Genomic DNA, 14,969 nt, shown 5'->3' with positions numbered 1-14,969 from the left:
AAATCAATAACTTATTGTTAATCTTGGTCTAAGTCTTGGAGTACAAAGCGATAATGACCTACCGCTTTGTGAGAGATCTCTTACACGAAGAGTGTCGAATGGAGTAAGTTGCTCTTACAGCGACAGCAGAACCTGCAATAAGATCGTCAAACCAATGCCAGAAAAGAGTAATCCACACAAAGCATCAATGTAGATTGAGGCGGATCCTAACTTACGTTGCATACGTTTTGTCGAAAGTGCCCAAGCTAAAAACGAGAACCACGCAAGAGATAATGACCATAGAATGGCTAACGCCATCAATTTACCTGGAACCGACATAGAAGATGGCACCAACGTCGACATCAAACTAATAAAAAACACCAAGGCTTTAGGGTTGAGGATATTGGTTGTAAAGCCTCGAGAGAAAGCTTGTCGTCGACTCGATAGTAATAAACTCGGATCGTTAGCTAACTCCGCTGGCTGGTGGCGCAATCCCCAGCGTGAGACAACAGAGCGTAATGCACCGATTCCCAGATAGAGCAGATAGCTACCACCGGCGATTTGGACCATGGCAAACAGTGTTGGGTGTTGGTGAACGACATAGCTCACACCAGTTAAACTTAAGATGGAATGCAATAAGATGCCAAATGACAAGCCTAAAGCGATGTAGAAGCCTGTCTGACGACCAAACCGCGTGGCATTTTGTACCACTAAAGCAAAGTCGGGCCCAGGACTCATGAGGGCAATGAAATGAACTGTTGCCAGTGTCATCAGGATTGTGATTTCGTTCATGTTGGATATAGCTTGTTAGTTGATATGGGAAGGTGAAATGCCGTAGACGCTACGAAAAGCCTTACTAAAGTGTGCTTGGTCATAAAAGCCAGTTTGCAATGCAACTTGAGCTGAGGGCTGACCAGCTTTAACTAACACCATACTTTTTTCTAAGCGAAGGCGAGTTAACCAAGCGTGTGGAGACATGCCAGTCGCTTGCTTAAAAAGGCGCTGGAATTGCCTTTCACTGAGGTCGCACAATTTAGCCAACTGCTCCAAACGGATTGGTTGGTCAAGATGGCTCATCACATAGTCACGAACTTGCGTTAGCTGTTTAGTACCAATAGGTTGTACATAAGCACAAGTAGGCTTCGCGTGCCTATTAAGCAGTTGCTCAAAGCTTTCATGCGGTAAACAATCACGCGCGAGAGCGCTGATGTTTTCATCACTCAACGCTAAGTGGGTGTTAAGTAAGGCACGAAACAGCATTGGCTCTTGAACAATTGGACTGTGAAAGCCCAATTGACCTTGGTGGTTGCTGGGCTTGAGTTGTGATAACCACTGTGGTGATACAGCAAGCACTTTGACTTCATAGCCTTCATCAAAGCGAGCTTGGCCATCGTGCAATTCATCCGGTGGCATCAATACCAAGTCTCCAGGTCCACTGGTATAGCTTTGACCTTTTAAATGAAACTGCTGTTGGCCATTGACGATCAAGCCAAAATGGTAATCGAGATGATAGTGTTTCTGAAACGAAAACTCTTTGTAGCAACCACTGATTAAATTGATATCAGGGATTGGCGAAGACAGGTAATTAATCTGCTGCAAAATAACCTCCTAATATCAATCCAATGGTGTCAGTTTATCGTTCAGAGGCATAAGGCGTCTTGTAAAAAACGGACACCCTATAGGATTACTGAGCGTTAATTCTTTTGTTGGTTCGGCTGGTTTTAATGCCATCAAAACTGAACACGACCAGTGCACCCCAAATAAAGCCGAACGTCAGTGCCTTGTCTAAAGTGAATGCTTCACCGTAAACCAGCACGGCTAGCAAGAACATCAAGCTAGGGCCGATGTACTGGAAAAAGCCGAGTGTCGATAGCTTCAGACGTGTCGCTGCACCCGTGAAACACAACAAAGGGAGTGTGGTCACAATACCGGCAGAAATCAACAGTATGTTCAGTGTGGCTGGATTTGCCAACATGTTTGAGGTTGGCGTGCTGGCAATGAACAACACATAAATTGCGGCAGCTGGCAGCATGACTAAGGTCTCGATAAATAGTCCCGTCTGTGCATCTAAACTGACCTTCTTCCTTAATAAACCATACAAACCAAAGCTCATCGCTAGCGCAAGGGCAACAATAGGTACCGAGCCAAAGGCAATAAGTTGAATCAGTACTCCGATGGTTGCCAGAGCGACCGCAAACCACTGTAGTTTTCTTAGTCGCTCTCCTAAGAACAACATCCCTAGAATCACATTAATCAATGGATTGATGTAATAACCAAGGCTAGCATCAAGCATGTGGTTTGCATTTACCGCCCAAATAAAAATCAGCCAATTCACACCGACGAGCAAAGCGGTTGTGATCAAATAGCCCATCTTTTTTTTAGAACGAAATACGTCTCTCACACTGCGCCAACGACGGCCAAAATGCAGTAGTGCAGTCAATAAAAAGAACGACCAAATAACACGGTGACTTAAAATCTCTAGCGGCGATACTTCAGACAGCGCTTTGAAGTAAATAGGGGCAATACCCCACATGGTATAGGCACCGATCGCTAATAGTACGCCTTGTTTGGCTTTTTGTTGTTCTTCTAGTGACATGCAAATTTTCTCAAGAGCGGGCCATGAAGGCCATAAAGGGAGGAAAGGTCTTGAGTATAACGTGTTGTCATCCATTGGACTAATTATTGCGCGTTTAGCGGACGTTTTTTATTAGTGTTGGCCATGATTATGAGTTTCTTTCCCATAGGAACATCTCTACAATGTAGCGTTTTCGACCTACCATTTTCTCGGGATATTGCATGACCGCTGTGTTACTTGCTGAACAATCTGAATCTCAACCAAGTTCACAGTCTGTTTTGGAATCGGTGTTCGGCTATCAAGAATTTCGTCCCGGACAGCAGGAAGTTATCGATAGCGCCATTGAGGGCAATGATGGCCTAGTCATTATGCCCACGGGTGGTGGTAAATCTCTGTGTTATCAGATTCCGGCCTTAGTTCGCAGTGGTATTACGCTGGTGATCTCTCCACTTATTTCGCTGATGAAAGACCAAGTGGATCAGTTAAAGGCTGATGGCGTTGCTGCTGAGTGCATTAACTCAACCCAATCTAAAGAAACCCTGATTGATATCTACCGCCGTATGAACAACGGTCAACTGAAGCTGATTTACGTATCGCCAGAACGAGTGTTAATGCACGACTTCATTGAACGTCTAGAGCATCTTGAGTTGTCGATGATAGCGGTCGATGAAGCGCACTGTATTTCTCAATGGGGACATGACTTTAGGCCAGAATATGCAGCCTTGGGCCGTTTAAAGGAGTGGTTCCCTTTTGTTCCTATGGTGGCGCTGACTGCCACTGCAGATGATGCAACTCGTAAAGACATTATCCACCGTCTTAATCTCAATAATCCCCATGAATATCTTGGTAGTTTTGACCGTCCTAATATCCGCTATACGCTAGTGGAGAAACATAAGCCAGTTTCTCAGATAGTGCGCTTCTTAGGGGAGAATAAAGGAGGCAGTGGCATCATCTATTGCGGCAGCCGTAAGAAAGTCGAGATGTTGACCGAGAAGCTGTGCGCCAACCATGTGCGTGCTGCAGGCTATCATGCTGGCATGGATATGGATGAAAGAGCCTATGTCCAAGACGCGTTTCAACGTGATGATATTCAAGTAGTTGTTGCGACAGTCGCCTTTGGTATGGGGATTAACAAACCCAATGTGCGTTTCGTCGCGCATTTTGATATTCCTCGTAATATTGAGTCTTACTACCAAGAAACTGGGCGAGCGGGGCGTGATGGATTGCCAGCAGAAGCAATGATGCTCTATGACCCTGCCGACATTGGTTGGCTGCGCCGTATGTTGGATGAAAAAGAAGAAGGGCCACAAAAGCAGGTAGAAAGTCATAAGCTCAACGCCATGAATGCGTTTGCTGAAGCGCAGACATGCCGACGCCAAGTGCTGTTGAATTATTTCGGTGAGTATAGTGAGAAGCCATGCGGCAACTGCGATATATGTCTCGACCCTCCGAAACATTTTGATGCGACGCAAGAAGCGCAAAAAGCGTTGTCTTGTGTCTATCGTGTCAACCAGAGCTTTGGTATTAGCTATGTGGTTGAAGTGTTGCGTGGTATGTCGAACATTCGTATTCGTGAACATGGACACGACAAGCTGACGACTTATGGCATTGGACGTGATCATAGTCATGATTACTGGGTGAGCATATTTAGGCAGCTAATACACAAAGGTTTGCTTAGCCAAAATATCACCCGAAACTCGACATTGCAGCTGACCGAAGAGGCACGCCCTCTGTTACGTGGAGAAAACAGCCTAGAGTTGGCAGTGCCTCGACTGGATACGGCTGCACGAAGTGCCAAATCTGACAAACTTGCTTCTAAGCATTACGATAAGAAGCTGTTTGCCAAACTGCGTAAGCTACGTAAGTCGATTGCCGACGAAGATGGTTTACCTCCTTATGTCGTCTTCAGTGATGCAACCCTGATTGATATGGCAGAAATACTGCCCACCTCTTACGGTGAAATGCTGGCAGTGAACGGCGTTGGTGAACGTAAATTAGAGAAGTATGCTGACCCTTTCCTTGATCTAATACAGGAGCATTTGACCCAACATGGCTGATTTTGGTTTGCGAGATTATATCGAGGCGGAAGGGAAGTTGGTGCTTGTTACACCAAGCTTTGATTTTGACAGTTTTGATACCATAGCCAGTTCTTTAGTTGCTCAGTTATCTGCCACTGTGGTTGAGAAACAATGGGATGCGGATATTCACACGTGGCTGGTGGATTTTGAAGGCTGCCGAATGTTATTAAAGGGCGAGCATTACAGTGAACTCATGTGGTTTGAGGCGCTAGATGTTACTGGTAGCAAAGACGAATTTGATTTTCTTGCGAGTATATTTCGACGCGGATTCTAGTCTATTTTCATCAGTAAACGTTTGCTCTATATCGAACTATTGCACCTAAAATTGATTAATGTATAATCGCCCGCCGCTACTTAAGTAGCCAACAAACACTTAATTTTAGTAACCAGAGGCTGTGCCTCACCTTGGGTTCCCTCAACCCCAAGCAAAACGAAAAAGGTACAATATGAGCCCGTTTTCTCCTGCGCAACAGCGCAAAGCCCTAACATTTTTAGTTCTCTTTCACTTAGTGATTATTGCGTCCAGTAATTATCTAGTGCAGCTACCCTTTACTATTTTTGGTTTCCACACCACTTGGGGCGCTTTTACTTTTCCTTTTATCTTCTTAGCGACCGACTTGACTGTCCGTATTTTCGGTGCTGGGTTAGCGCGTAGAATCATTTTCCTAGTTATGTTGCCAGCTTTAGCGGTGTCGTATGCGCTATCGGTACTGTTCTTTGAAGGCCAGTTTCAAGGATTGAGTCATCTGGGAGAGTTTAACTTGTTTGTCGCGCGTATTGCGGCGGCAAGTTTTATGGCATATCTATTAGGACAGATTCTTGATGTTCATGTATTCAACCGCTTACGTCAAATGAAGCAATGGTGGGTGGCACCGACCTGTTCGACACTATTTGGTAATGCGCTTGATACCTTAGCCTTCTTTGCTATCGCGTTTTACCAGAGTCCAGATCCATTTATGGCTGAACATTGGACAGAAATCGCCTTAGTCGACTACGGCTTTAAGTTAGTGATCAGCCTAGGCTTATTTGTGCCTATGTATGGTGTGCTATTGAACTTCTTAGTGAAGAAGTTAACCGCTGTAAACCCGAATATTTCGGTTACTGGTGTGAACGCCTAATCGGCAGACAAATAAAAAAATCCCGAACCTGTGATGTTCGGGATTTTTTTTAATCTTCGTACTATCTGTTATAGCGCTTGAATGTCGAGCGGCCAACCCATGTCGGACTGACGGTTCGATTCAATTTCTAATTCTGCTGCAGACAATGGGTTTTGCTCTAGCCACAGTTTATCTATCGAAAGGGTAAGTCGATTATCTTTGCATGCTACTGAGATATTCGGCTGTAACTCTCGCTTACGTCTATGAGTGATAATTACCGCTAAACGTAATAGTCGTAGTACACGCTCGGCACTTTTATTTGACAGCGCATGTTGTGCTGGCAAAGGACTAAGCTGATCCTTATATCGACGTACAACTTCCGCTAACAGGTGTTTTTGTGCACGAGTAAAACCCGGTAAATCTAAGTTGGTTAGTAAGTACGCACTATGTTCGCCAGCCTTTTTGAAGTCAAGAGTAAGACCAATTTCATGAAGCTTGGATGCACATTCAAGCAAAGCTGGTGCTTGTGGCTCCTCGAGCCAGGTATCACCACCACAATCTTTGAGCAGTTGCAGAGCCGTAGTTGCGACCTGTTCGCCATATTCCACATCTAACTGACAGCGCGATTGAACGCTATTGATGGTTCGAGCACGGATGTCATCTTGTTGCAACTCTTCGACCATGTCATACACCATGCCTTCGCGCAGTGCGCCTCCGGCCAGTGTCATAGAGTCAATGTTAAGAAGTTCAAAGATGGCAATCAGAATGGACAAACCACTAGGGAATACTAGTGCGCGTTCTAGAGTTAGGCCGTCGATATCCAGCTCTTCCAAATGATCGGCTTGCATGGCTTGTTTTTGAAGACGCTTTAGTTTGGCATGAGTGATGACTTCATCCATACCTTGAGCCAGCATGATCTCTTGTAGAGCTTGCACGGTACCACTAGCGCCAACACAAACATCCCAACCAATACGCTGGTAATTGTCGAGAATCGGTGCGAGTGCTTGCTTAGCTCCTTCAATGGCACGTTCAAAGTTAGCTTTATTAAGCTGTCGGTCTTTGAAGTAATGCTCAAGCCAAGTCACGCAGCCCATTTTTAGACTGGTGAGAGCTTTAGGCTCAAAACCTTCACCAATAATAAGCTCTGTGCTTGCGCCACCAATATCGACCACCAATCTACGGCCAGTCCCGCCCGAGGTATGGGCGACACCTTTGTAGATGGTTGCAGCTTCTTCTTCACCACAGATGACTTGTATTGGATAACCAAGAATGTCATTGGCTTTCTCTAAGAAAACATCCACATTAGTCGCGGTTCTCAGAGTCGCGGTCCCAACGATACGGATATTTTCTTTCGGGATGTCTTGTAGCCTTTCCGCAAAGAGGCTTAAACATTCCCAACCGCGTTGCATCGCTTCTTGGCTAAGCGCTAACTCGGCATCTAGACCAGCGGCTAAACGAACTTTCCGTTTAATTTTAGCCATCGTTTGAACACTGCCATCAATATGACGAACCACCAACATATGGAAACTGTTGGAGCCTAAATCAATGGCAGCGTAGAGTGGCGAAGAATTCACTGCGAGACTCATAAATACTGCTTACTTCCTGTTAAGATCGTTGCGCTCTTGGCCTTCTTTGAGGCTTTCTGTTTGACGGTCTTGAGCCACCAGTGTTGGTACGGCGCTGACCTGAGTTACGGCTTTTCAGAACTAGTGGCGCAGGCAGTTCTGTAAGTAGTGCACTGGAATCGTAGTCTGAGACGGGGATTTGGTGCTCAATGTACTCTTCAATTGCTGGCAAATTGATCGCGTATTCTTCACAAGCAAAGCTGATGGAGTGACCACTTGCACCAGCACGGCCAGTACGGCCAATACGGTGAACGTAATCTTCACAATCGTCAGGCAAGTCGTAATTGAATACGTGAGTTACTTGAGGAATATGCAGACCACGAGCTGCCACATCGGTCGCAACCAGAATATCGACATCACCACGAGTAAATTGCTCTAGAATTTTCTCACGTTTCTTCTGAGGAACATCGCCAGTCAGCAGGCCGACACGGTGGCCGTCGGCAGCTAGGTGCCCCCAAACCTTCTCACACTTGTGTTTAGTGTTAGCAAAGATGATAGCGCGGTCTGGCCACTCTTCTTCCACGAGAGTCTGTAGCAGAGCCATTTTTTCATTGTTCGATGGGTAGAACAGCTCTTCTTTAATTCGGTGACCAGTTTTTTGCTCTGGCTCGACAACGACGTGCTCAGGGTTGTGCATGTGTTCGAATGCCAGTTCTTGAACGCGATAAGATAATGTTGCAGAGAACAGCATGTTCAAACGGTCTTTTGGCTCAGGCATGCGACGGAACAAAAAGCGAATGTCTTTAATGAAACCAAGATCGAACATGCGGTCGGCTTCATCCAATACCACTGCTTGAATGTTGTTGAGATTGAAAACACGCTGTTTGTAGAAATCGATAATACGACCACAGGTACCGATAAGGATATCGACGCCTTCTTCGAGTTTAGCCAGCTGTTTATCGTAGCTGTCGCCGCCATAGGCGAGTGCAGTCTTTAACCCTGTACTCTCAATTAACGGCTTGGCATCGTTTTGGATCTGGATAGCAAGTTCGCGAGTTGGAGCCATGATAATCGCACGCGGTTGGTTTGGCTTGCGGCCATCATGTTCTGGCGTTGTTAGTAGGTGATTAAAGGTAGCAGTTAAAAACGCGAGCGTTTTTCCAGTCCCGGTTTGGGCCTGTCCTGCAATATCTCGGCCGGCGAGCAGTACCGGCAACGCCAAGGCTTGGATAGGGGTACAATACTCGAACCCTTTTTTTTCCAATCCTTCAATGATTTGCGGCTGCAAATCTAATTCGGCGAACTTTTGCTCTGTGATATGCGTCTTTTTCATCGGTATAGAATATCAGCTTAAGCTTGCAATACGAAGGTAAATACATTCCAATAGGAGATCTAATTGTTGGTGATTATCTCATCAATACAAAAAATATCGGAGTGAAAGATGAGTGAAAAGATTTTGCAGCTGACGGATGACGGTTTTGAAACTGACGTAATTAACGCTGCAGGCCCGGTTCTTGTTGACTTCTGGGCGGAGTGGTGTGGTCCTTGTAAAATGATTGCCCCAATCCTCGATGAAATCGCAGATGAGTACGAAGGCAAACTCACTATCGGTAAACTTAACATTGACCAAAACGCAGGTACTCCACCTAAGTTTGGTATTCGCGGTATCCCAACGCTACTTCTTTTCAAAGATGGTGGCGTAGCAGCAACGAAAGTTGGTGCGCTATCAAAGACTCAACTTAAAGAGTTCTTGGATGCGAATCTATAATGAAAAGTAACGAAAACCGTGTATCTTAACAAATACACGGTTTTGTTTTTTTCAAAGCTAGACTAGACTCAGTTTTAGTGATAATTTATCGCACGTTAAATAAACAAGTGTTCACTTCTTGGTCGATCCTGAGACCAAATCCTTCTTAACAACAAAACAGATCCTATTTTGACTAAACAAACATCCACCACAATGAACTTAACAGAATTGAAGAACAGACCTGTTTCTGAGCTCGTTAAACTTGGCGAATCTCTTGGTCTGGAAAATTTAGCTCGTCTGCGTAAGCAAGACATCATTTTCGCCATCTTAAAAGCCCATGCGAAAAGTGGTGAAGATATCTTTGGTGACGGGGTCTTAGAGATTCTTCAAGACGGTTTTGGTTTCCTGCGTAGCGCAGACAGCTCGTACCTTGCGGGTCCAGACGACATTTATGTTTCTCCAAGTCAGATTCGTCGTTTTAACCTTCGCACAGGTGACTCAATCGCTGGTAAAATTCGTCCACCAAAAGACGGTGAGCGCTATTTTGCTCTGCTAAAAGTTAACACGGTTAATGACGACAAACCTGATAACGCACGTAATAAGATTCTATTTGAAAACCTAACACCTCTGCATGCGAATGAGCGCATGACAATGGAGCGTGGTAACGGTTCAACAGAAGATATTACCGCTCGTGTTCTTGACCTTGCATCACCAATTGGTAAAGGTCAGCGTGGTCTGATTGTTGCTCCGCCAAAAGCGGGTAAGACAATGTTGCTTCAGAACATCGCTCAGAGCATCGCTCACAACCACCCTGAATGTGAATTGATGGTTCTACTTATCGATGAGCGTCCAGAGGAAGTAACAGAGATGCAGCGCCTAGTTAAAGGTGAAGTTGTTGCATCGACGTTTGATGAGCCAGCATCTCGTCACGTTCAAGTTGCTGAGATGGTGATTGAGAAAGCGAAGCGTCTTGTTGAACACAAGAAAGATGTGGTTATCCTACTAGACTCTATCACTCGTCTAGCGCGTGCATACAACACAGTAGTACCTTCTTCTGGTAAGGTTCTTACTGGTGGTGTTGATGCTAACGCATTGCATCGTCCAAAGCGTTTCTTCGGCGCGGCTCGTAATGTAGAAGAAGGCGGAAGCCTAACTATTATCGCAACGGCACTGGTTGATACTGGTTCTAAGATGGATGAAGTTATCTACGAAGAGTTTAAAGGTACAGGTAACATGGAACTGCACCTAAACCGTAAGATTGCTGAAAAACGTGTTTTCCCTGCGATCGATTTCAACCGTTCAGGTACACGTCGCGAAGAGCTACTGACTAAGTCGGATGAGCTACAGAAAATGTGGATTCTACGTAAGATTGTTCACCCTATGGGCGAAACAGACGCAATGGAGTTCCTCATTGATAAGTTAGCAATGACGAAGACGAACGATGAGTTCTTTGATGCGATGCGTCGTCAGTAATACATTTTAAGCTGACAGCAAATCTCAGATTTTAAACGTCACCCAATATGGGTGGCGTTTTTGTTTGCACTTAACCTCTTTCCAGCGCACAATATCAAAAGTGTTAACAGGAGGTTAATATGCTACAAGGATGGTTAGCGTCTCTTCTCCTAGTATTTGCTGCGTTGTTGTCGCAGCCAGCATTCGCGTCGAAGGAGATGACGCAACAAGAAGTCAATCAATGGATCAGCAATCCTATTGTTCAGCAGAAAGTCACTGAATATATGGATCTGGTGATGAAGGACGATATTGACGGATTAAAGTTTGCTCTCAATCGCTTAGCTCTACCTCAACAAGAGGTAGCTCGGTATGTGCTGTTGCAAGAAATCGAGCAGCGCAGCATCATCTTGACGCCTAAAATGGCTATTTTCGTAAAAAGTCAGAAATCTCTTCCTACGACCTATACTATGCTGGAGCGTGGCGATAGTTACGAGTTTTCGATACCCGCCTTTAATTATCCTGCCATCTCTGCCCGTCTGATCAAAAGCTGGAATAGCGACCAAAAAACTTTGGAGTTCATACTACAAGTCGAGCGAGAAGAGCTTGTTTTGCGAGACTGGTTATCTGAAGGGATGGATTACGATAGACAAATTCGTGAAGATCTATTGGTTCGTGAGTTTGATAGTTTGTCACCAGAAGCCAACGCCTATTTGACCAAGCAACTGACTGAAGCGACGATTACAGAATGGCTACCTTCAACTCGAGTATTAGTGCGTATGGCGCAGGTCAATCAGGATGAAAAGTTGTATGAACTGCTGTGGAAAATGCGTGCGGACTACCATAGCCAAGCTGAGCTTGAACGTTTGGCTCAAGTGAAGTCTCCATTTGCGATGCATCAGATCATGTTAGCATCCCGTAACCCTAGCTTAAAACAACAAGCCATTACAGAATTGGCAAGCATTAATCCATTGCCTGAAAACGTAAAGAATTTTCTTGTCGCCCGTATGACAAGTGTTGATGATGCCAGTTTCGTTGCCACTCAATTAGCGCAAAATGGTCATAGTGGTTGGGTTAGAGATGTCGCTTCGTCAAATAGCCAAGTAAAAGCTAGCTTAATTCTGCAGGCGTTGTCCAACTAGTTTCGTCCAGTGTTTGAAGCGCAAATTTCACTCATAGGTGGGTTTGCGTATATAATGCGTGCATCTTTCAAGGCGATGTTACCCCTATGAATTTTAAGGATTTACGAGACTTTATTCAGCACTTGGAAAGCCAAGGGCTACTTAAACGCATTTCTCACCCTGTCGACCCAGACTATGAAATGACTGAGATCAGTGACCGCACATTACGAGCGGGGGGGCCGGCATTGTTGTTCGAAAACCCCATTGGCTATGATGTTCCTGTGCTAACAAATTTATTTGGTACTTCTGAACGAGTAGCCATTGGGATGGGGCGCCAGCAAGTCTCGGAGCTTCGTGAAGTAGGTAAGTTATTGGCTTACCTAAAAGAGCCTGAGCCACCGAGAGGTTTTAAAGATGCGATCGATAAGATTCCTGTCTTTAAACAAGTCCTCAATATGCCAGTTAAAAGACTACGCAAGGCAAAGTGCCAAGAAATAGTTTGGCAAGGTGAAGAGGTCGATCTTGACAAAATTCCAGTAATGAGCTGCTGGCCAGACGATGTTGCGCCATTACTCACTTGGGGGCTGACCGTAACCAAAGGGCCAAATAAGAAACGACAAAACTTGGGCATTTATCGTCAACAAAAGATTGCCAAGAATAAAATCATCATGCGTTGGCTTGCTCACCGAGGTGGAGCGTTGGACCTGCGTGATTGGATGGAAACCAATCCAGGTAAACCTTTTCCAGTATCGGTTGCTTTCGGTGCTGACCCCACCACTATCTTAGGGGCGGTAACTCCTGTACCAGATACGTTGTCAGAGTACGCGTTTGCTGGTTTATTACGGGGTGAAAAAACCGAAGTGGTCAAATCCATTAGTAACGATTTAGAGGTTCCAGCGAGTGCGGAGATCGTTCTTGAAGGCTACATTGACCCTAATGAGTTTGCGGATGAGGGACCTTATGGTGATCACACGGGTTACTACAACGAAGTAGAAAAACACCATGTGTTTACCATTACTCACGTTACTATGCGTCAGAATCCTATCTATCACAGCACGTATACTGGACGTCCACCTGATGAGCCTGCTGTATTGGGTGTGGCGCTTAATGAAGTTTTTGTGCCAATTTTACAAAAGCAATTTCCTGAAATAGAAGATTTTTATCTTCCACCGGAAGGTTGCTCGTACCGTATGGCAGTGGTGACTATAAAGAAACAATATCCCGGTCATGCTAAACGAGTAATGATGGGAGTGTGGTCATTCCTGCGACAATTTATGTATACCAAGTTTGTCATTGTGTGCGATGAGAGTGTTAATGCTCGTAATTGGACTGATGTCACTCAGGCCATGAATGAGCATATGTTGCCAGGTCGAGATACGTTGATGATTGAAAGCACTCCCATTGACTCGTTGGACTTTGCCTCTCCGGTTGTTGGGCTTGGTTCCAAGATGGGATTGGATGCGACGATAAAGTGGGATGCAGAAGTTGCTCTTGGTGAGAATAAGTTTGGACCTTCAGGTACCATCGAAACCGCTCATGCATTTGACGAAAATGAATTGAAAAGCGAGATAGTTGCTCAGTATCCTGAAGTTATAGATTTGTATGTTGCGCCTGGAACAAGTACAAGTCGTATGGTGTTACTAACATTAAATAAGCAACGCGCAGGTCAGGCCGTGGAAGTAATGAAGGGTATTGCTGAATTGGTTGCTTGCTACTTTGACATTAAGTTTATGGTAGCGTGTGATGAAGACGTCAATGTTAGAGACTGGAATGACGTAATCTGGGCAATTACTACAAGAATGGATCCTGCTCGTGATACTGTCATGACTAACGATGTGAGTTCTCGAGCACTATTAGACGCCACCAACAAGTTGGAAACAGAAGTTGAGCGGGAATGGGGTATTCCAATAAAGAAAGATCCGCAGTTGGTCGAGAAGATAGATGCTATTTGGGATCAGCTTAATATCTTATGACCAAGCATGTAAGGCTAAAGCCTCAGAATCTTGAATTTAAGGTGAGTGATGGGGAAACCATCTTAGAGGCAGCGCTCAACCAAAACCTCGCGTTTCCACATCGATGCCGAGTCGGGGCCTGTGCTTCTTGCTTATGTCGAATAGAGTCAGGACAAGTCAGTTATGACTTAGAGCCAATGTTAACTGAAAAAGAAAAACAGCAAGGTTGGATGTTCTCTTGCCTTGCTTATGCTGAAAGCGATCTGGTGATTACTTTCAGTGACAAATAAAAGAGATAAAACATGACAGTAAAATGTAAAGTAAAGTCGATTGAGCCTTTAGCAGCAAACACCTATCAAATCTTGCTGCACCCGGAGCAACCAGTGAGCTTTAAAGCTGGTCAGTATTTAATGGTAGTAATGGGAGAAGCAGATAAGCGCCCATTCTCTATTGCTAGTAGCCCTTGTCGTCACGAAGGCGAGATCGAACTCCATATTGGTGCGGCTGAGCATAATGCTTACGCTATCGAAGTCGTCGAATCAATGAAACAAGCACTAGCAGACGGTGGTGACATCACTATTGATGCACCTCATGGTGAAGCTTGGATTCGTGAAGATAACCAGCGACCTATACTATTGATTGCTGGCGGTACTGGGTTTAGCTATGTGCGCTCTATACTTGATCACTGTATTAGCCAAAATATCGAACAGCCGATCCACCTCTATTGGGGCGGTCGTGATGAAGCTCAGCTCTATGCCAAAAAAGAGCTGATGGAAATTGCTGAGCAGCATCAACGCATTCAGTTCATTCCGGTTATTGAAGATGCGTCAGTGGAGTGGTCTGGGAAAAAAGGCAATGTGTTGCAAGCTGTGAGTGAAGATTTTGAGACGTTAGCGGATTTTGATATCTATATAGCAGGCCGATTTGAAATGGCTGGCGCCGCTCGTGAGCAGTTCACGCAATCCAAGCAAGCAAAGTCTGATCATATGTTTGGTGATGCCTACGCATTTATCTAAATGTTAGAGTTTTGTGGCCAAAAGGAGAGTTTTTATACTCTCCTTCTGCTTTTATGATGCAATTTTCAGCAAAAGCGCTTTTTTTCCAAAAAATATTAAAAAAGGGGTTGCGCCAAAAGAGGAACTCCCTATAATGCGCACCACCAGACGGGAAGGCAGCAAAGCAAGAGCCTGAAAGGTCTGGAAGGGCAAAAGCCTTAACGAAAATAATTTGAAAAAGTGGTTGACACGACAAGTTATCTAGTTAAAATGGCCGCCCACTTCAACGGAAAGCTGAAAAGCTTAAAAACAATAGTTTAGTCCATTGAAGTACTGTTCTTTAACAATATAAACCTATCAATCTGTGTGGGCACTCGTTGATGATAATCAAATTAGATACTTTGGTATCAA

14 protein-coding genes are annotated in these 14,969 nt (G+C 44.8%); 9 read left to right on the top strand and 5 right to left on the bottom strand.

Annotated features, from left to right (window positions below; translation table 11 throughout):
* Positions 1-114: 114 nt before the first annotated feature.
* From MMA19_RS25660 to rarD, 3 genes are all read right to left on the bottom strand, one after another.
* Entirely contained in the window at positions 115-771 is a 657-nt protein-coding gene (locus MMA19_RS25660; protein ID WP_006074589.1) for a LysE family translocator, read from the bottom strand.
* Positions 772-786: 15 nt separating this feature from the next.
* On the bottom strand, positions 787-1,578 hold the full coding sequence (locus tag MMA19_RS25655) for an AraC family ligand binding domain-containing protein (protein WP_006074587.1): 792 nt from the start codon (positions 1,576-1,578) through the stop codon (positions 787-789).
* Between the two features lie 85 nt (positions 1,579-1,663).
* Positions 1,664-2,575, bottom strand: a complete 912-nt coding sequence (rarD, locus tag MMA19_RS25650) for an EamA family transporter RarD (protein ID WP_006074586.1) — start codon at positions 2,573-2,575, stop codon at positions 1,664-1,666.
* Between the two features lie 200 nt (positions 2,576-2,775).
* Between rarD and recQ the strand changes: the two genes are divergently transcribed.
* The 3 genes from recQ to MMA19_RS25635 all read left to right on the top strand — a co-directional run bounded on the left by recQ (position 2,776) and on the right by MMA19_RS25635 (position 5,750).
* Entirely contained in the window at positions 2,776-4,611 is a 1,836-nt protein-coding gene (recQ, locus tag MMA19_RS25645; RefSeq protein WP_006074583.1) for an ATP-dependent DNA helicase RecQ, read from the top strand.
* A complete protein-coding gene (locus tag MMA19_RS25640) occupies positions 4,604-4,906 on the top strand; it encodes a DUF3630 family protein (RefSeq protein ID WP_031494152.1) in 303 nt (100 codons plus the stop codon). Before recQ ends, MMA19_RS25640 begins: the two co-directional genes overlap by 8 nt.
* Before the next feature lie 172 nt (positions 4,907-5,078).
* On the top strand, positions 5,079-5,750 hold the full coding sequence (locus tag MMA19_RS25635) for a 7-cyano-7-deazaguanine/7-aminomethyl-7-deazaguanine transporter (RefSeq protein ID WP_006074581.1): 672 nt from the start codon (positions 5,079-5,081) through the stop codon (positions 5,748-5,750).
* Positions 5,751-5,818: 68 nt separating this feature from the next.
* Here the strand turns inward: MMA19_RS25635 and gppA are convergent, their stop codons facing one another.
* Together gppA and rhlB are read right to left on the bottom strand one after the other, a co-directional pair.
* Positions 5,819-7,315, bottom strand: a complete 1,497-nt coding sequence (gppA, locus tag MMA19_RS25630) for a guanosine-5'-triphosphate,3'-diphosphate diphosphatase (RefSeq protein ID WP_006074579.1) — start codon at positions 7,313-7,315, stop codon at positions 5,819-5,821.
* Between the two features lie 19 nt (positions 7,316-7,334).
* The gene (gene rhlB / locus MMA19_RS25625; RefSeq protein ID WP_006074578.1) at positions 7,335-8,627 is read right to left on the bottom strand and encodes an ATP-dependent RNA helicase RhlB; all 1,293 of its coding nucleotides are present in this window, start codon (positions 8,625-8,627) and stop codon (positions 7,335-7,337) included.
* Positions 8,628-8,735: 108 nt separating this feature from the next.
* Here rhlB and trxA point away from each other — a divergent pair, with 108 nt between their 5' ends.
* The 6 genes from trxA to fre all read left to right on the top strand — a co-directional run bounded on the left by trxA (position 8,736) and on the right by fre (position 14,579).
* Complete coding sequence (trxA, locus tag MMA19_RS25620) at positions 8,736-9,062, top strand: thioredoxin TrxA (RefSeq protein WP_006074576.1); 327 nt, start codon at positions 8,736-8,738, stop codon at positions 9,060-9,062.
* A 192-nt stretch (positions 9,063-9,254) separates the two neighbouring features.
* Positions 9,255-10,514, top strand: coding sequence for a transcription termination factor Rho (gene rho / locus MMA19_RS25615; RefSeq protein WP_006074575.1), 1,260 nt, complete (start codon positions 9,255-9,257; stop codon positions 10,512-10,514).
* A gap of 119 nt (positions 10,515-10,633) precedes the next feature.
* Positions 10,634-11,632 (top strand): hypothetical protein, encoded by a 999-nt coding sequence (locus MMA19_RS25610; protein WP_240207643.1) that lies wholly within the window; start codon positions 10,634-10,636, stop codon positions 11,630-11,632.
* Between the two features lie 86 nt (positions 11,633-11,718).
* A complete protein-coding gene (gene ubiD / locus MMA19_RS25605; RefSeq protein WP_240207642.1) occupies positions 11,719-13,584 on the top strand; it encodes a 4-hydroxy-3-polyprenylbenzoate decarboxylase in 1,866 nt (621 codons plus the stop codon).
* Positions 13,581-13,853 (top strand): 2Fe-2S iron-sulfur cluster-binding protein, encoded by a 273-nt coding sequence (locus MMA19_RS25600; RefSeq protein ID WP_240207640.1) that lies wholly within the window; start codon positions 13,581-13,583, stop codon positions 13,851-13,853. The genes ubiD and MMA19_RS25600 overlap by 4 nt, the downstream gene beginning before the upstream one ends.
* Before the next feature lie 12 nt (positions 13,854-13,865).
* Entirely contained in the window at positions 13,866-14,579 is a 714-nt protein-coding gene (fre, locus tag MMA19_RS25595; protein ID WP_088876430.1) for an NAD(P)H-flavin reductase, read from the top strand.
* Positions 14,580-14,969 lie beyond the last annotated feature (390 nt).

This window comes from Vibrio sp. CyArs1, from assembly GCF_022432925.1.
Lineage (GTDB): Bacteria > Pseudomonadota > Gammaproteobacteria > Enterobacterales > Vibrionaceae > Vibrio > Vibrio mediterranei.
The sequence above is the reverse complement of the archived record's forward strand: the minus strand, read 5'-3'. Positions and strand labels throughout refer to the sequence as shown.